The sequence below is a fragment of the Cobetia sp. SIMBA_158 genome (assembly GCF_046566945.1).
In the GTDB taxonomy this organism is placed as follows: Bacteria; Pseudomonadota; Gammaproteobacteria; order Pseudomonadales; family Halomonadaceae; genus Cobetia; species Cobetia amphilecti.
The window spans coordinates 98956-117369 of the sequence record NZ_JAWJYL010000006.1; the positions used below are offsets into that span (position 1 = coordinate 98956).

Annotated in this window: 7 protein-coding genes; 5 read left to right on the plus strand and 2 right to left on the minus strand. The window is 67.1% G+C overall.

The genetic code is table 11. From position 1 onward, the window contains the following. Positions 1-16: 16 nt before the first annotated feature. Both R2R70_RS11255 and R2R70_RS11260 read right to left on the minus strand, forming a co-directional pair. Entirely contained in the window at positions 17-3607 is a 3591-nt protein-coding gene (locus R2R70_RS11255) for an AAA family ATPase (protein WP_410978023.1), read from the minus strand. After that, a complete protein-coding gene (locus R2R70_RS11260) occupies positions 3604-5022 on the minus strand; it encodes an exonuclease SbcCD subunit D C-terminal domain-containing protein (RefSeq protein WP_410978024.1) in 1419 nt (472 codons plus the stop codon). Before R2R70_RS11260 ends, R2R70_RS11255 begins: the two co-directional genes overlap by 4 nt. A gap of 414 nt (positions 5023-5436) precedes the next feature. Here R2R70_RS11260 and R2R70_RS11265 point away from each other — a divergent pair, with 414 nt between their 5' ends. From R2R70_RS11265 to recD, 5 genes are all read left to right on the plus strand, one after another. Next, positions 5437-5856, plus strand: coding sequence for a DUF1499 domain-containing protein (locus tag R2R70_RS11265; RefSeq protein WP_107335531.1), 420 nt, complete (start codon positions 5437-5439; stop codon positions 5854-5856). A 531-nt stretch (positions 5857-6387) separates the two neighbouring features. After that, a complete protein-coding gene (locus R2R70_RS11270) occupies positions 6388-7725 on the plus strand; it encodes an MFS transporter (protein ID WP_107335530.1) in 1338 nt (445 codons plus the stop codon). 204 nt (positions 7726-7929) lie between these two features. Next, entirely contained in the window at positions 7930-12003 is a 4074-nt protein-coding gene (gene recC, locus R2R70_RS11275; RefSeq protein ID WP_410978025.1) for an exodeoxyribonuclease V subunit gamma, read from the plus strand. Beyond that, entirely contained in the window at positions 12000-16244 is a 4245-nt protein-coding gene (recB, locus tag R2R70_RS11280) for an exodeoxyribonuclease V subunit beta (RefSeq protein WP_410978026.1), read from the plus strand. Before recC ends, recB begins: the two co-directional genes overlap by 4 nt. Next, positions 16237-18402, plus strand: coding sequence for an exodeoxyribonuclease V subunit alpha (gene recD, locus R2R70_RS11285; protein ID WP_410978027.1), 2166 nt, complete (start codon positions 16237-16239; stop codon positions 18400-18402). The genes recB and recD overlap by 8 nt, the downstream gene beginning before the upstream one ends. The last annotated feature ends 12 nt before the right edge of the window (positions 18403-18414 follow it).

An 18414-nucleotide genomic window follows, 5' to 3' on the forward strand; every position in this document is an offset into this window, starting at 1 on the left:
TGACGCCTGACCGCCGCTAGCCTTCGATCTCCAGTCGGCTCTGGCCGTTGCCCGAGGGGCGCACCGCGATACGCACCGGAATGCGTTCATGCATCTCGGCCACATGCGAGATGACCCCGACGCGCCGGCCGCTGGCCTGCAGGCCATCCAGCGCCTCCATCGCCAGGGCCAGTGAATCCGGGTCGAGGCTACCGAAGCCTTCATCGATGAACAGCGATTCGATGCGCAGCTCACCGGAGGCCATGCCCGCCAGGCCCAGCGCCAGCGCCAGTGAGACCAGGAAGGTCTCGCCGCCGGACAGCGAATGCACGCTGCGCAGCTCGTCACCCATCTCGGTATCCACCACCACCAGACCCAGCGGGCTGGCGCCGCGCGCCAGACGATAGCGGCGAACCAGATTGGCCAGATGCAGATTGGCATGCTCGATCAGACGCTCGAGGTTGAAGGCCTGGGCGATGGTGCGGAACTTGGCACCACTGGCACTGCCGATCAGCTCCGACAGCGCGCCCCAGCGTTCATGAACTGCGCGGGCGCGGGCCAGCTGCTCGCCAAGTTCGGCGCTGCCGCTGCGGCGCTGATCATCATTGAGTATCGCCGCCTGCGCCGATTGATGGGCCTTGCGCACGGCAGTGAGCGGTGTCTTGAGCGCCGCGATCAAAGTGGCCAACGCCTCGCCAAGCGCGTGTGTATCTTCCTCGGGCTGTGGCTGCGCATCCTTTGGCGCACCAGCGGCATCTTCTTGCGGGGGTTGCAGATGAGCCTGCAAGCGAGCATGCAGCGCCAAGGCCTGCTGGGCCTGGGCGCGGATGACGCCCGTCTCTTCAGTTCCTGAAGCACCGTCTCCTGCGGTGCCTTCTCCCGCCGTGCTTACTCTCGCCGGACCTTCTCCAGCGGTACCTGCTCCTGACGTCTCCACGGCGGGCGCTGCCAGCTGCTCGAGTGCTGCCAGCTGTTCGAGTGCTGCCTGCCAGCTGGAGGTTCGAGCGGCCTGCCAGTGTTTGAGCTGACGCGCATTGCGCTCCTCACACAGGGCATCCGCGCGTGCGACGCGCTCGTGGGCGCTGCGCAATTGCTGGCGCAGTGCCTGCAGCTCGTGATCCTCGACGGCCAGCAACTCCGCGATGCGCGCCTCATCCAGGCCGGGATTCGCTGCCTGCCAATGCGCGCGTTCGCGGTCGAGCGAGTCTTGCTCCTCGCGCAGCTCCGCTTGGCGCTGCTGCAGGTTGGCCTGCTGCTGCGTCAGCTGCTGTTGCTGGTCGCTCAATTCCTGCAGTGCCTGCCGCGCATCCTCTTGCTCGTTGCGCATCCGGGTGGTCAGCGACTCGATCCAGTCGGACCAGTCGCTCACGCTGGCATGCTGTCGCTTGGGGTCTGCGCTCAGCTGCTGGGCGAGCGTGTCACTGAGTTGCTCGATCTCGCGCGCCAGCGCAGTGATCTGCGTCTCGCACTGATGAAGCTGTGCCTCACCATGCTGGCATTGCGTCGTCAGCGTGGCATGGCGTGTTGCCAGCGCCTGGCGTTGCTCGCGCAGCGGCGTCAGCTGGCGCAGTGTCGTCACCAGCGTGTTCTGGCGGGCGTCCAGTTCCCCAAGGCGCTGCTCGATCAGTTGCAGTGCGTGGGCAGCTGGCAGCTGCGGCAAGGGTGCAAGCTGGGGTTGCTCTGACAGCGAATGCCGGGCCAGAAGCTCGGTCAGGCTCGTCTGGCAGCTCTGCGCCTGCTGCTGCAGGCGTTGCAGCTCCGTGTTCAGCTGGGTCTGTTCCTGCTGCAGATAGCCGAGCTGCTCCTCGAGGCGCGCATGCTCGTGACTGGCCGTCTCCATGGCTTGCTGCGCGGTGGCCGTGGCCTGGCGGCGCTGGTCAAGACGCTCGCGGGCCTGCTGTTCCAGCTGAGCGATCAGCGCCTCGGCCGGTGCGGCCTGGCCGGCGGCGGGGTGCTCGTGGCTGCCGCACACCGGGCACTCCTCGCCCTGGACCAGCCCACGGCGCAGCGCCATCACGTTGTCGCTGCGTGCCAGACGCTCCTGCTCCTGCTGGCGGCGCTCGGCCTCTTCCTCGTGGCGCGCCTGGTCACGGGTCTGCAATGCCTGCGCCTGCCGGCCAGCCACATCCCGCAACGCCTGTTGCTGTCGGGGCAGTTGCTGCTCCAGCTCGACAAGACGCTGCTGCACCTCATCACGGCGGGCCAGGCCACTGATCTGCTCGCTGAGTACGGGCTTGAGCTCCAGTAGTGCATCGCGCTGACGTTGCAGCTGGTCACGATAGTCTTCGGCATCGCGCAACGGCTGGCCTGACTCGTCGACCAGCGTCGCCTGCAGCTGCTGAAGTTGCTGCTCCAGCTGCTGGCGCTGGCGATCCTGTGCCTCCAGCTCCTGCTGATGTTGGCCGAGCGTGTCGCCCAGGCGGTGCTGTTCACTCTGCTGGCTGGCGTGTGCTTCGCGTTGTTGCGCCAGACGCGAAGCCACCTGACGTGCCTCTTCAAGTTTCGGCAGTTGCTCGCCACGCCAGGTATCACAGCGCTGCATGCGTTCATCGGCGGTGTGCCTGGCGGCTCTGGCCTGCTCAACCCTGGGCGACAGGGCGCCGAGCTGCTGCTCAAGCTGGGCCAGTTGCGCGACCAGCTGCGCATGCTGCGGCGCGATCGCCTTGAGGCGCAGCAGGGCAGGGCGAATCGGTGCGAGGGCTTCCAGGGCGCTGAGTTGCTCGCGCTGACGGGAAAGTCCATTACTGGCGGCGTGGGCCTCGGTCTGCTCCTGCTGCGCCTGACGCTGGGCCTGTTCGAGCTCGCCCGCCGTGGTGGTCCACTGGTGATAGGCCGTCAGCGCATCATGCTGTTCGCTGAGCCGGGTCATGGCCGTCTGGCGCAGGCGCACCTCCTCCTCGAGCGCCTGGCGCTCCTGCGGGCTGGCCGGTAGCTGGCCCTCCAGCTTGCGCTCCAGTTCATTGACGGTCTCGCGGGCGGCGCGCTCGCGCTCATGGGCGGCCATCGAGATCTCGGAGTAATGACCGGTATCGGTCAGCTTTTCCAGCAACTCCGAGCGTTCATTGTCATTGGCACGCAGGAAGGCGCTGAACTCGCTCTGCGCCAGCAGTACGGCGCGGGTGAACTGCTCGAAATTCAGCCCCAGCCTGTCGATGATCAATGCCTTGGCGTCATTGCTGGTGGTGTTGAGGGTCTGAGCCGGCTGGGTGTCATCGCCGGTGGGCAGCAGCTGGAGATGTTGCTTGGCATTCTGCAGGCGCCCACCGGGCTTGCCGCGCGCGCGGCTGACCGTCCAGCTGGCGCGATAGCGCAGGCCATCGCGGCCGATGAAATCCACCTCGGCCTTGCCTTCGCCGCAGCCACGCCGGAGCAGGCTGCGCGGGTCCTTGAGCGTCAGCTGATGCTCGCCGACATCCTCCAGCTGACCGCCACTCGGCGTCTGGCGCAGGCGCGGCGTGGTGCCATAGAGCGCCAGACACAGGGCATCGAGCAGCGTGCTCTTGCCGGCCCCGGTGGGGCCGGTGATGGCGAACAAGCCGGCATCGGACAGCGGCGCCTTCTCGAAGTCGACTTCATGCGTGCCGGCCAGTGAGGCCAGGTTGTCGAGGCGCAGGGCGAGAATCTTCATGCCTGACCTCCCTTGGCCTTGTCTGCCGAGGCTGTCTTATCTATCGAAGCCGCCTTGTCGGCCTTGCGAGCGGGTCGGGTGGCCGGCTCGCCTTCGAGGCGCGTCTCGCGCGCGGCCTCGACCTCCTCGAGCAGCTGGGCGAAATCCTCGATCAGCGCCGGGTCCGGCTCACTGTCATAGGTGGCGCGATAATGACGCTCGAACAGCCCCATCGGGCCCAGCTCATCGAGCTTCACGCCCTTCGGCGCGCGATGCTCGGCACTGGGCGCCGGGTAGCGGGTGACCAGCTTGATCAGACGCAGCGGCGCGCCTTCCAGCAGTGCCTCGATACGGGCGCGCAGGTCGATCAGCGGGGCTTCCAGCTGCACGGTCACTTCCAGCCACGGCCAGCGTGTCGGCTCGAGATCCGCCTGCGCTTCGGCGACCAGCGCCGTGAGTTGAGTGGTGATCTCGGCCAGGGGCGCAGGCCCGACGCGCGTGAGCGCGACATGGCAGGGCACGCGATGCTCCGTGACCTTCTCCAGGCTTTCATTGTTGAGCGTGACATCGAGGATGCGGTGACCGTAGTCGACCTCGGAGAAGTCCATCGCCAGCGGCGTACCGCAATAGCGGATGCGCTCCTCGCCACCCACGCGTTGCGGGCGATGCAGGTGGCCCAGCGCCACATAGGCGATGTCGTCGGGGAACAGGCTGGTCGAGAGCGCCTCTTCGCCACCCATCAGGATCGGGCGCTCGCTGTTCTCGGACACCTCGCCGTCACGCATATGGGCATGGCCCATGGCGATCAGCGCCTCGCCGGGCTGGCGGGCGGCGCGCGCAGCACTGACCAGCTGCTGGTGCACGCGGGCCACGCCGTCGCGGTAGGCCTCGCTGCGGGTGCGTTCGGCCTTGCCTGCTGCTTCTCCTTCCTGCTCGGCTTGCTCGCCGCTGCTCAGGCCGGTGACCTCGGCCGGGCGCAGGAAGGGCACCGCCAGGCACAGGGCGCGGCGCTTGCCGTCACGATCATGCAGGGGCACCAGCAGATGCTGGCAGTCGAGACTGTGGGCATCGCCGCCGTCGGCGGAGTCATCCACCCAGCGCACGCGACCCAGCGCATGGGTCTTGAGACGTGCCAACAACGCGGCCGGCAGCTCGATGCGCGAGCCGGAATCGTGATTGCCGGCGATCATCACGATCTCCAGCGCCGCGTCCTGCTCGTGGGCGCGCACGATGAAGTCGTAGAGCAGCTCCTGGGCGGCCAGGCTCGGGTTGACCACATCGAACAGGTCTCCGGCGATCAGCAGCGCATCCGGCGCCAGAGTCTTGAGCTGCCCGAGCAGCCAGTCGAGAAAGGCAGCATGCTCGACGTGACGGCTCTGGCCGTGAAAGCTCTGGCCGAGATGCCAGTCGGAAGTGTGCAGAAAGCGGAAGCTCACGATGGGGTCCTTGCGAAGTCGTCTGGCCGGTGGCTGGGGCTGCGCCTGGGGCAAGCCGGGCCGGGTGAAATGCTGCCCAGTGTACGGTCTGGCTTCGCTGGGGCGGAAGAGGGCACGGCCTCAAGCCGCTCAAGGTGCGGCGCATTATCAGGCAGATGATCTGGATCAAGGCCTTCCACGGGCAAAATCGACAAAAGTCGCTACGCTGAAAGTCGAGGCCCTTGTCATTCACCGACAAGCCCACGCGATGGCAGCGTGTGGGAGTTGCCTCAGCGAATCACATCAGCGGAGAAGCCCGCATGGGGCTTTCTTGCGCACAGTCTTCGCAACGTCTTCAAGCTGACTTGGATAACAATCAGGCTGGTGACAGAGGATGCTGTTACCGACGCCCAGAGATGACAGGAAGGATTCGAAATGCGCCAAGGTCTTTTTGCTTCACCTCGTCCCGACAATCTCGGCCTGCATGATGGCATGCTGGCTCCGGCCCCCAGCACCCCCAACGGGGTCAGTTCCCAGGCCACTGACAGCAAGCATTATGTCGCGCCACTCCCGATGCCGCAGGATTGCTGCCTCAGTGCGATGGAGAAGTTGCACGGCATCATAGAATCGATGGGCCATGCTGAAATCGTCAGCGAAGATGGCGGCTATCTGCACGCCGAGTTCCACACCCCCGTGCTGGGCTTCGTCGATGATGTGGAAATCGTCTGCAATGAAGAGGAGGGGGTCTGCCATGTGCGCAGCGTCTCGCGCAGAGGGCATTCCGATCTCGGCAAGAACCGCCAGCGGGTCGAGGACATTCGTCAGCGCCTGGAAGGCTGGGGCTACTGCAGCTGACGCTTGTCGATGAACCTGAACCTGAATCCAGGTCTCGGGCGTTTCTCGGCAGGCGCGGGAAGATGACTCACCGCATGACACCCACCACGCCCCTCATTGCTTGAACTGCACAGGATGACGTCCACCACCCCGGTCCGCCTTCTCGAGGTGCCGGGGTTTTTCATGCCAACTCTTGGCAAGGTCGGCGTGATTTCCCGCAAGACCCCTGCCAAACAGTGAGCGAACGCTACCCAGCCAAGGTCGCCTTTGCTACTCTGGACGCGATACATGAGACGCATGATTGCATCGATCTGTATTGTGTTTTTTGCAATACAGTGATGCGTCGTACGCTGGCAGGATTCCGCATGATCGCCACGCCTCCGGGGCAACCCCGGCGCTTTCAGTCATCATCAGCCCGACTTCCGCTCCGTGATCGATGATGTCTTTCGACAGGATGATGTCTCCCCGACTGAAAGCCTCCAAGACAAGATGTGCGACGCGTGAATCACCCTTGACCATCGCTGGACACCAGCCCCCGCTAAACAGAGATCCATGAACGATTCCGTCCCCGCAGCGGGCTCCGCCCCCGCTGCACACGATTTGCCCAACGAAAATTCGCTCAAGCGTGGTGACATCAAGGTACTCGGTCTGTCCGCTCTCGGCGGTGCCCTCGAGTTCTATGACTTCGTCATCTTCGTGTTCTTCGCCACCGTCGTCGGCCAGCTGTTCTTCCCGCCCGACATTCCCGAGTGGCTGCGTCAGGTGCAGACCTTCGGCATCTTTGCCGCCGGTTATCTGGCGCGCCCGCTGGGTGGCATCATCATGGCCCACTTCGGCGATACGCTCGGCCGCAAGAAGATGTTCACGCTGTCCATCTTCATGATGTCGCTGCCGACCCTGCTGATGGGCATGCTGCCGACCTATGCCGTCATCGGCATGTGGGCGCCGCTGCTGCTGATCATCCTGCGTCTGTTCCAGGGCGCTGCGGTCGGCGGTGAGGTGCCGGGTGCCTGGGTGTTCGTCAGCGAGCACGTCGCACCGCGTCACAATGGTCTGGCCTGCGGCACGCTCTCGATGGGGCTGGTGGGGGGGATCCTGCTCGGCTCGCTGATGGCCAGCGCCATCAACAGTGTCTACACCCCGCAAGAGGTCAGTGATTTCGCCTGGCGGATTCCGTTCATCATCGGTGGCGTGTTCGGGCTGTTCTCGGTCTATCTGCGTCGCTGGTTGCACGAGACGCCGGTATTCGCCGAGATGCAGCAGAAGAAGGCGCTGGCCGCCGAGCTGCCCTTGAAGATGATCCTGCGGGAACAGCGTCCGGCGATTGCCGTGGCGATGGCGGTCACCTGGATTCTGACCGCTGCCATCGTGGTCGTGATCCTGATGACGCCGAGCCTGATCGCGGGCCTCGAGGGCCTGAGCCGTGCCGCGGCCTTCTCCGCCAACAGTCTGGCGATCGTGGCGGTGTGCGTCGGCTGCATCGTCTCCGGTTACATGGTCGATCGCATCGGCGCCGGCGTCACCCTGGTGCTGTGGAGCGCCTTGCTGGGCATCACCTACTGGGTCTTCCTCGCCACCATGCACTCAGACCCCAGCCTGCTGGTGCCGCTCTACTGCCTGACCGGTTTCAGCGTCGGCATCGTCGGCGCGGTGCCGAGCATCGCGATCCGCGGCTTCCCGCCGGCGGTGCGCTTCACCGGCCTGTCGTTCTCCTACAATGTCGCCTACGCCATCTTCGGTGGCTTCACGCCGATTCTGGTCTCGCTGATGATGACCGTCTCGCCGCTGTCGCCCACCTGGTACGTGGCGGCGCTGTCGCTGATGGGCGTGGTGCTCGGCCTGTGGCTGGCGATCAGCCCGCGTGGCCGCGAACTGATGCGCATCGTCTGATCTGCGTATCCGGCATCGCAGGATGAGAGGCAGGCCCTTGTGGCCTGCCTCTGCCTGAAAACGCGCATCACCCTCTGGGTGGTGCGCGTTTTTCGTTTGGGCCGGCGCCACGGCGACGCTAGGATAGAGCCATTCATTGTCTCTCCGCGCAGCGGCTTGCCACGGCCACGATGGCCGGGTTGTCACTCCCAGCAGGATGCCCGCATGTTTACCGTTCTTCACGCCAATCACCTCGAGGACCTTCGCGATCTGGCTCTCAAGGTGATCAAGGCCGCGCCTCAGCCTCCGCTGGTGCCGGAAACCTTCCTCGTCCAGTCCAACGGCATGGCCCAGTGGCTGAGATTGTCATTGGCCGAGGCCGATGGCATCGCCGCCTCGGTGGATTTTCCACTGCCCTCAAGCTTCGTATGGCGCGCCTATCGCGGGGTATTGGGTGGCGTGCAGGGCGACGAGATTCCGGAGCTGTCGCCCTTCGACAAGGGCCCGCTTGCCTGGCGTCTGCTGCGGCTGCTGCCGGGGCTGCTGGCCGATGAATCCCAGGCCGAATGCTATGCGCCGCTCAGGGATTACCTGTGTCGCGACGAGCGTGGCCAGCTGATCGAGGCGGTCGGTGAGGACGCATTGCCAGCGCTGCCCGAAGGCCCCGAGGCTGAGCGTCAGCAGTGGCAGCTGGCCTGCCAGCTGGCGGACCTGTTCGATCAGTACCTCAACTATCGCCCCGAGTGGGTGCGCAGTTGGGAGAGCGGGCTGGAAGACGACAACTTCCGGGATGCCTTCGCGCGTCAGCAGGCCGCAAGCGAGCTGCCGGCCAATCTGCTGCCCGACAACCTGCCGGACAGCCAGCAGTGGCAGCCGGCACTGTGGCGCGCGGTGCTGGCCGATGCGCCATCCAGCAGCCGCCAGCATCACCGCGCCGCCCTGCATGGTCGCTTCGTCGCGGCGGCGCGCGCGCTGGAGACACTGCCCTCGACACGTCGTCATCCCCTGCCGCCACGCCTGTTCGTGTTCGGTATCTCGGCGTTGCCGGGCCAGACGCTGGATGCGCTGCATGCGCTGTCCGGGGTGATGGACATCTACCTGATGATCACCAATCCCTGCCGCCATTACTGGGGCGATATCGTCTCCGACCGCGAAGCCGTGCGGCGCAGTTCGCGAGCAGACAGCCTGCGCATGGACAGCGAGCGCCTCGCGCAACAGCGTGCCCGTCACCCCGAGGCGCCGGCGCTGATCGGGCTGGCGGAGGAGGAGTTGCACCTCAAGGCCAACCCGCTGCTGGCAGGGCTTGGCGCACAGGGGCGTGACTTCATCGTCAGCCTGTATGAATTCGAGAGTGCGCTGTCGGGGCGCGACAGCGGCTTCGATCTCGAGCTGGACGTCTTCGTGCCGCGCATCAGCGAGGACACGCCACCCGAGCAGGCACCGCTGCTGCAGCAGATCCAGGACGAGATACTCGAACTGGTCCACCCCGGCGAGCGTGCGCTGGCCGAGGGCAGTCCGCGGGTGCTCGCGGCCGATGACGACTCCATCAGTCTGGTCAGCGCTCACTCGGCGCTGCGCGAGGTCGAGATCCTCCACGACCGCCTGCTGGCGGCCTTCGAGCGGGCCCATGAGGCCGAGAAACGTGGCGAGGGCGAGCCGCTGCGGCCGCGCGACATCCTGGTGATGGTGCCCGACATCGACCGATATGCCCCCTATATCGAGGCGGTGTTCGGTCAGCTGCCGCCGGGCAATCCGCGCCATATTCCCTTCACCATCGCCGACCGCGTGGCCAGTCAGGCCAACCCGCTGCTCGGGCTGGTGCTGATGCTGCTGGAACTGCCGGAGCGCCGCCTCGGCGTCAGCGAGGTGCTGGATGCGCTGGATGTCGCCGCCTTCCGGCGTCGTTTCGCCATCGAGGAGGGCGAGCTCGAGCGTCTGCGGCGCTGGCTGGCCGACAGCGGCGTGCGCTGGGGACTCTCCGGTGAGCACCGGGAGCAGCTCGGCTTCATGCCCCTCGACGAGAACAGCTGGCGCTTCGGCCTCGAGCGCATGCTGCTGGGCTACGCCACCGGCGCCCCGGCGGCCGGCTCTCCGGCGGCCGGCGCCCCCGCGCAGGGGGGAGTTGGCGATGAGCAGAGCGCCGACCTGATGGATGGCCAGATGGATGATCTGATGGACGGCCTTGTCGACATGAACGGCCTGAGCTTCGACGGCGTGGTGCCTTTCGATGAAGTGGCCGGTCTCGAGGCCGAGCTGGCAGGCAAGGTCGGCGAGCTGATCGAGAGCCTGGATCGCTGGCGGCGCTGGCTGGATACCTCGCGCACGCCAGCGGATTGGGCCACCACGCTGCAGCGGCTGTGGGAGGAGAGCCTCAGCCCGGACAGCGCCGAGGAATTCGACATTCTGGCGCGCCTGCAGGCGGCGCTCTCACGCCTCGACAAGGGCTGGCAGCAGGCCGGTTTCGAGGGCTGCCTGTCGCTCAAGGTGGTGCGCGAGGCACTACGCGGCGAGCTGGACAGCGGCGGTCTCGCCCAGCGCTTCCTCGCCGGGCGGGTCAACTTCGCCACCCTGATGCCGATGCGTGCGATCCCCTTCCGCGAAGTGCACCTGCTGGGCATGAACGATGGCGACTACCCGCGGGTGCGCATGCCGCAGGATTTCGACCTGATGGCCAGCCGCCCGCAGGCGGGGGACCGCTCGCGGCGCGACGATGATCGCTACCTGTTCCTGGAGGCGCTGCTGGCGGCGCGGGATCGCCTGTCGATCTCGTGGGTCGGGCGTGACCAGCGCGATAACGGCGAGCGGCCGCCCTCGGTGCTGGTCGGTGAACTGCTCGACTACATCGAGCTGGGCTGGGAGCCCGAGCAGCCGCACTCCGCCAAGCGTTCGCGCGAGGCGGCGCTGCGTGAGCGCCTGATTACCGAGCACCCGCTGCAGCCGTTCTCGCGGCGCTATTTCCATGCCTCCCAGGCAGCGGCCGTCGATCTGTTCAGCTATGACGCCAGCTGGTCGAGCCTGTATCGCTCGGCGGGTCAGGCTCAAGTGACTGAAACACCTCAGGAAAACCCCAGCAATGCCAGTCAGGTGAAAGCGGCGGCAATGACTGCCTTGAGGCAGCTGGTGGAGCAGGCGCCGGAGTCCCATCTGCGCCTCGGTGCCGATTCGCTGGCGCGCTTCCTGCGCCGCCCCTGGCAGCTGGGGCTGGACCGCGTCGGCGTGCGCTTTCGCGATGCCGAGGTGCCGGATGAAGACAACGAACCCTTCGCCCCCGACGGGCTGGAGAACTTCACCCTGACCCGCGAGCTGCTGGACGCCGCGCTTGCCGGGCAGTCACTGCCGCTGGCCGCCGAACGTCTGCGCCGAGCCGGGCGGCTGCCGGCACTGGGCTTTGCCGATGCCTTGATCGAACCGCGCCTCAAGCGTCTCGACCAGCAGTTGGCCAGCTGGCGTGACCAGCTCAGCGATGCCATCTCGCTGCCGCCGCGCACCCTCGAGGTACCGCTGATCATGCAGGATGAGGGCGGCGAGATGCTGCGTGTGACCCTCACCACGCGCTTGATCAGCCGTCAGCAGCTGCACGATGACGCCGAGGGCGAAAGCCGCCTGCTGGCCACGCTGGAGGCGACCCACTTCGGCACCCTCAAGCCCGGCAAGGAAGGGCGCTACAAGAAGCTCGGCAAGCCGCATCGTCTGCTGGCCGGCTACCTCGACTGGCTGATGGCCAATGCGCGTCCCGGCCTCGGGGAAGTGGCAGGTGATCAGGGCGCAAGCCGTGAAGGCTATCAGTGGCTTGCGGTGTTCGAGGACCGCTGGCTGCTGTTCCCCGCGCTGCGCATCGAGCAGGCCGAGGCCGCGCTGCGCCACCTCGTCAAGGCGTATGCCCAGGGCTGGCAGGCACCGCTGGCGGCCGCGCTGGAACTGGCGACCACCCTCTGGGAGGTGGTGGGCGAGGAGGATCGCAATGCCCTGTTCGGCGTGCTCAAGGCGCAGGCCGCTGACGGCAGCGCAAACCTTGAGACGGCGCTCGGGGCCATTCACAAGCCCTGGCTTGGTGAGAGTCTGACGCGCGCCATGGAAACCCGCTTCAGCGAAGACATCTTCAAGGGCCCTCAGGCGCTCAGGCGTCAGGAAGGCGCACTGGGCGAGCTGTGGCCGGAGTTCGAGGCCTTTGCACAGGCCGGCGGCGTGCTCAACAGCGTGCAGCTTTATCAGCCACTGATCGAGAGCATGATCGGTGTGCGGCAGGGCATTCTCGGCGAACGCGCGGTGGAGCTTGCCACCGGGAAGGCGACCTCATGAGCGATACCGGAGTGGAAGACATGCGCGGTGTGGAGAGTGGCGTGAGGAGTGGCATCGCTCAGGACAAGGAAGCGGCAATGTGTGACGAGATGGATCAGAGCCAGCAGGGCCAGGCCCTCGATATTCCGACGCTGCCGCTGCTCGGTCAGCATCTGATCGAGGCGAGTGCCGGCACCGGCAAGACCTTCACCCTCGCCGCGCTCTACGTGCGGCTGGTGCTCGGGCCCTTGCCCGGCCAGGACGCGGGCGTCTGCTATCCGCGCCCGCTGACGCCGCCGGAGATACTGGTGGTGACCTTCACCGAAGCCGCCACCGCGGAGCTTAGAGACCGCATTCGAGCGCGCCTCAAGCAGGCGCGTGAGGCGCTGCTGGAGCGTGCCAGTCCTGATCCGGTGCTGGCCGAGTTGCTCGCGCCGCTGCTGACACCATCACCTGCCGAGGACGCATCTCGCCTCAAGGCTGCCGCGGCACGGCGCCTCGATCAGGCCGCGCGCCTGATGGATGACGCCGCCATCTTCACCATCCACGGCTTCTGCCAGCGCATGCTCAGTCGACATGCCTTCGATGCCGGCGGACGCTTCGGCGCCGAGCTGTTGCAGGACGGCCAGTCACTGCTGGCGCGCTGCGTCGAGGATTACTGGCGCTGCGAGTTCTATCCGCTGGCCCGCGAATGGCAGGCCTTGATCCGTGGGCGCTGGGCCGGGCCCGACGCGTTGGGAGAAGAGCTGCGCGGCCTGCTGCGGGATGGCACGCCACGCCCGCTGTACCGCGACGGCGAATGTCTTGAGGCCCCGCATGACCTGAGCGAGCTGCTCGGCAATGCCGAACAGTGGCGTCAGCAGCAGGAGGCCGCCCGTCGCGCCGTCGAGGAAAGCTTCGATGAGGCGGCCATCCGCGCGGTGATGGGCGAGGCCTTCGCCAGCAAGGCCCTCAACGGCAACAGCTACAAGGAAGCCGAGCTCGAGCCTCGCCTGGCGGCGATGGCCGCCTGGCTGGCCAGCGGCGAGCACGACTTCGCTGCCGACATGCTCGACAGCAAGAAGCTGTGCTGGCTGAGTCAGGCCAAGCTCGAGAAGGGCACCAAGAAGAACTGCCAGACCCCGCGCCATCCCTTCTTCGCGGCGCTGGACATGCTGGCCGAGGTGCCCGCCCCGGACGCCGTGCTGCTGGATCAGGTCGCCGTGCACGCGCGTGACAGCGTCGCCCGTGCCCTGATCTGCGAGAAGCGCCGCCTCGGGCTGTGGGAATTCTCGGACCTGCTCAATGATCTCGATCACGCGCTGGACCCGACGCTCAATGGCGAGGCCAGCCAGCGTCTGGCGCGCCAGATCCGTCAGGAGCTGCCGGTGGCGATGATCGACGAATTCCAGGACACCGATCCGGTCCAGTACCGCATCTTCCGGCGCATCTATCCGCAGACGGCGGGCGATGGCCCGTCCGACGACGATGCCTTCAGCAGTGATGTCGGCAACGATGCTGGCGAAGCGCCCAGCACGCTGTTGATGATCGGTGACCCCAAGCAGGCCATCTATGCCTTCCGCGGCGCCGATATCGACACCTATCTGGCGGCGCGCAAGGTCACCAGCTCGCGCTTCACTCTACCGCGCAACTTCCGCTCCAGCGCCGCGATGGTGTCCGCGGTGAATGCCCTGTTCGCCCAGCATCAGGCGCCCTTCGGCAGTGAGGACATTCCCTTCCAGCCGGTCGAGGCCCAGGGCACGCGCACCCGGCTGGTGCTGCGTCATGCGGATGGCCGCGAAGAGGCCGCCAGCGCGCTGAACCTGTGGTGGGCCAGCGGTGAGCGCCTGAGCGCCGATGACCACCGCCGCGCCATGAGTGGTGCCTGTCGCGCCCAGATCCAGGCCTTGCTGGAAGGGCAGCAGCGTCTGGCGGCGGGCGAGCCGGGGCTGGTGTTCATGGACGAAGGGGATGCGACGCCGCGTGGCGTGGCCGCCAGCGATATCGCCGTGCTGGTGCGCAACGGCCGTGAGGCTGCGGCGGTGCGTGGCGCGCTGGCCGAAGGCGGCATCCGCAGCGTCTATCTGAGCGAGAAGAGCTCGGTATTCGACACGCCGGAGGCCTTCGAGCTGCTGCAGCTGTTCGAGGCCGTGGCCCATCCGCGTGATGACCGCCGCCTGCGCGCGGCGCTGGCGACGCGGCTGCTGGCCGAGGATCTCTCGCTGGTCGAACGCCTCGCGGTGGATGAGCTGGCCTGGGAGCGTGAGGTCGAGCGCTTCGATGGCTATCACCGCGACTGGCAGCGGCGCGGCGTGCTGCCGATGCTGCGCGGCGTGATGCGTGACTTCCGGGTCGGTGAGCGGTTGGCGGCGCGCGCCGGGGGCGAGCGCGCCCTGACGGACGTGCTGCACCTTGGCGAGCTGGCCCAGAATGCCGCCCAGCGCCTTGATGGCGAGCAGGCGTTGCTGCGCTGGTGGCATCAGGCGCTGGAATCCGGCCATGAAGCGCTGGATAGCGACAGCCTCAGTCAGCGACTGGAAAGTGATGAGGGGCTGGTGCGTGTCGTCACCATCCACAAGTCGAAGGGGCTTGAGTATCCCATCGTGCTGCTGCCGTTCATGGCCAGCTTCCGCGCGGCCGAGCCGGACAAAAATTTCGGCCTGCTGACCCTCAAGCAGCGCTGGCTGGCTTCGGCTGACGTGGAAGGTGATGACGAGGGAGGCGCTGACGAGGAAGACGATAACGAGGAAGTGCCTGCTCACAGAGTCGATCAGGAGGATGACGCTCTCGATGACAGCATCCTGGTCAAGAAGCCCTCCAGGGAGGCCATCGCGGCGGCCGACCATGCACGCCTGATGGAAGATGTGCGTCTACTCTACGTGGCGCTGACGCGTCCCAAGTTCGCCTGCTGGCTGGGGCTGGCGCCCATCGGCAAGGGCGGTTTCAGCAAGCAGCTCAGTCTGCCGTCCACCGCCGTCGGCTACCTGCTCGGCCTGAGTGACACCCCGGATATCGAGGCCAGCGCCATCGAGGCCGCGCTGCATGGCTGGTGTGATCAGCAGTCTGCCGGCCTGGCGCGCGTTTCCGGCCTGCCCGCACCAGCAGGCCATGAATATCAGCCCCCAGCGGAGCGCGATCAGCACTTCCACGGCGCGCGCCACTTCGCGGGCGGTATCGAGGATGACTGGTGGATCGCCTCCTACACCGCCTTGCTCACCGATGCCCGTCAGGTGACGGCGGCGCTGGAAGACACCGCCGATGCCGCGGATGACCGCGTGCCCGAGGGCGCCACCGAGATCGCGCTGGAAGAAGGCGAGCAGGGCCTGACACGCCCGGACCGCGAGGTGGCGGGGCAATCCGGCCCGCTGCTGGCCGGCGGCCTGCCGATGACGGTGGGCGAGATCCATCTGCATGATTTCCCGCGCGGACCGCGCCCGGGGACCTTCCTGCACGGCCTGCTGGAGGCGGTGGATCTCGATCGCCTCGGTGCGGATGACTATCGCGGCGAGCTTGAGCGGCTGGTGGGCTCGCGGCTGCATTTCGGTGGCTTCGATGCCAGCTGGCAGCCGCGCCTCACCGACTGGCTGGAGCAGGCGTTGACCCGCCCGCTACAGGGCTTCGAGGGCGAGCCGATCCTGCTCAACCGGCTGGAGGCCTGGCTGCCGGAGCTGGAATTCTGGCTGCCGGCCGTGCACGCACGCAGTCTGCCGCTGGATGCCGTGGTCACCGCGCTGGAACCGTTGCCGCGCTCGCGGCCCAGGCTCGCGCCACGCCGCATGCACGGCATGCTCAAGGGCTTCATCGATCTGACCTTCCAGTCCGGCGGGCGCTGGTATGTGCTGGACTGGAAATCCAACTATCTGGGCGAGCGCCCCGAGGATTATCTTGGCGAGTCACTGGCCCGCGCGATGGTCGAGCACCGCTACGATCTGCAATACGTGCTCTACACCCTCGCGCTGCATCGTCTGCTCAAGGCGCGCCTCGGTGAGGACTACGATTACGAGCGCTGCATGGGCGGGGTGCTGTATGTCTTCCTGCGTGGCCTGGATGCCGGCGGTGACTCACCCGCGCTTGCGGTGGATGAGGCACATGATCTGGGCAATATGGCGACGCCTGGCGTGGCGACGCCCGGCGTGTTCCAGCGCCGGCCATCACAGGCGCTGATCGAGGCGCTGGATCTCTGGCTGGGCGGCGACAGCTCCGCATTGGATAGCCTGCTCCTCAGCACCACCGACACCTCGCCACTCACGCAAAGCGGCCAGCAGGGGGCCTTCGATGTCTGACACCATGTCTGTGCCAACGCAGCAGCTCAGCGCTGCCCCTGACGCCCCGACTGCCGACACCCTGCTCGCCACGCTCGGACTGTGGGTGGAGCTGGGCTGGCTTAGGCGCGTTGATGCCCATCTGGTGCGCTTCATGGCGCGCCATGTGCCGGAGGCCCCGGCCAGCGTGCTGCTGGCGGCCGCGCTGGCCAGCCACCAGCTGGGGCGCGGGCATGTGTGCCTGTCGCTGTCGCGGGCGCTGGCCGAACCACGCGCGACCCTGTCACTGCCGCCGCTGGAGCAATCCGAGGCGCATCTGGCCGAGGTCAGCGTGGCCCTGCCGGAAGCCTTTCTGGCGGATCTCGATGCCGGGCGCTGGGCCGAGCAGCTGGCGGCATCGCGGCTGGTCAGCGTGCTGGCGCAGGCCGATTCCCCGGCAGGCCATCTGCCGCTGCGCCCGCTGGTGCTGGTGGGCGAGCGTCTCTATCTGCGCCGTTACTGGCAGGCCGAGCGTGAAGTCGCGGCGGGGCTGCGTGCACGGATGGGGCCGAGCGAGGAGGGCGAGACACGGGTCAGCGATGCGCTGGGCGAGCGTCTGCGCGAGCTGTTCGCCAGCAATCAGCCGGACCCACACGGCGAGCCGGACTGGCAGAAGCTGGCCTGTGCCCTGGCGCTGCGTCAGCGCCTGACGGTGATTTCCGGCGGCCCCGGCACCGGCAAGACCACCACCGTCACGCGCCTGTTGGCGCTGTTGCAGGCTCAGGCGCTGGCGGGTGGCGCTGACGGTGTAGAGGGCAGTGCAGAGGATAGTGCAGAGAGCGGAGCGAGTGATGAGACAGCCCAACCGCACGAGCGGCGGGCGCTGGATATCCGCCTGGTCGCCCCGACCGGCAAGGCGGCGGCGCGGCTGTCGGAGTCGATCCGGGGGGCGGTGGCGAAGCTCGAGGTGCCAGACGCGGTACGCGCCGCCATCCCGCGCGAGGCAAGCACCGTGCACCGTCTGCTGGGCGCACGGCCGGATTCGCGCCACTTCCGCCATCACGCCGGCAACCCGCTGGCGCTGGATCTGCTGGTGGTGGACGAGGCCTCGATGGTCGATCTCGACCTGATGGCCGCACTGCTCGGCGCGCTGCCCGCCCACGCCCGCCTGATTCTGCTCGGCGACAAGGACCAGCTGGCCTCGGTGGAAGCCGGCGCCGTGCTGGGCGATCTCTGCGAGCATGCGCTGCCGCCGCGCTACTCGCCGGCGCTGTGTGAAGATCTCACCCGCCTGACCGGCGAAACGCTGGAGCAGGCCATCGCCGTGCCTGATGGCCAGGACTTGGAGGAAACATCAGCGACACGTGGCCGCCTCGCCGATCACGTGGTGGTGCTGCAGAAGAGCTATCGCTTCTCTGCCGACAGTGGCATCGGCGCGCTGGCACGCGCCAGCAACGCCGGGGATCGTCAGGCGCTGCGCGATGTCTGGAAGGCCGGTTATCGCGACATCGCCTGGCTCAAGCTCAGTGGCCCGGAGGACCGCGATCTCGAGAAGCTGGTGGTCAATGGCTACCGCCCGGGGCTGGATGCCGTGCGTGAGCGGCGTCCGGCGCGTGAGGTGATCGACCTGCTGCTCGAGTTCCAGCTGCTGTGCGCGTTGCGCCGTGGCCCCTACGGCGTCGATGGCCTCAACCAGCGTGTGGCGCGGGTGCTGATGCGGCGCGGCCTGATCGCCGACGAGCGCGGCTGGTACGCCGGTCGCCCGGTGATGGTGACGCGCAACGACCGCGCGCTGGGGCTCTACAACGGCGATGTTGGCATCACCCTGCCGGATCCCGCCGCCGGCGGGCGTCTGCGCGTGTTCTTCCCGGTCGAGGAGGAGGCGACGCCAGACACCGAGCGTGATGGGCAGGACACCGACATCCAGCGCTTCCACCGTGGCGTGCGCGCGGTATTGCCGTCACGCCTCGAGGCGGTGGAGACCGTCTTCGCGATGACGGTCCACAAGTCGCAGGGTTCCGAGTTCCGCCATGTGTTATTCGTGTTGCCTGAGGGCGCCAATCCGATTCTGACCCGTGAGCTGGTCTACACCGGCATCACGCGGGCCAAGTCGCGGGTCACGCTGGCGGGTACCCGCCGCGAGACGCTGGAAGGCGCCATTGAACGACGCGTGGTGAGAGCCAGCGGGCTGGTGCTCTAGGCCCGGACACCG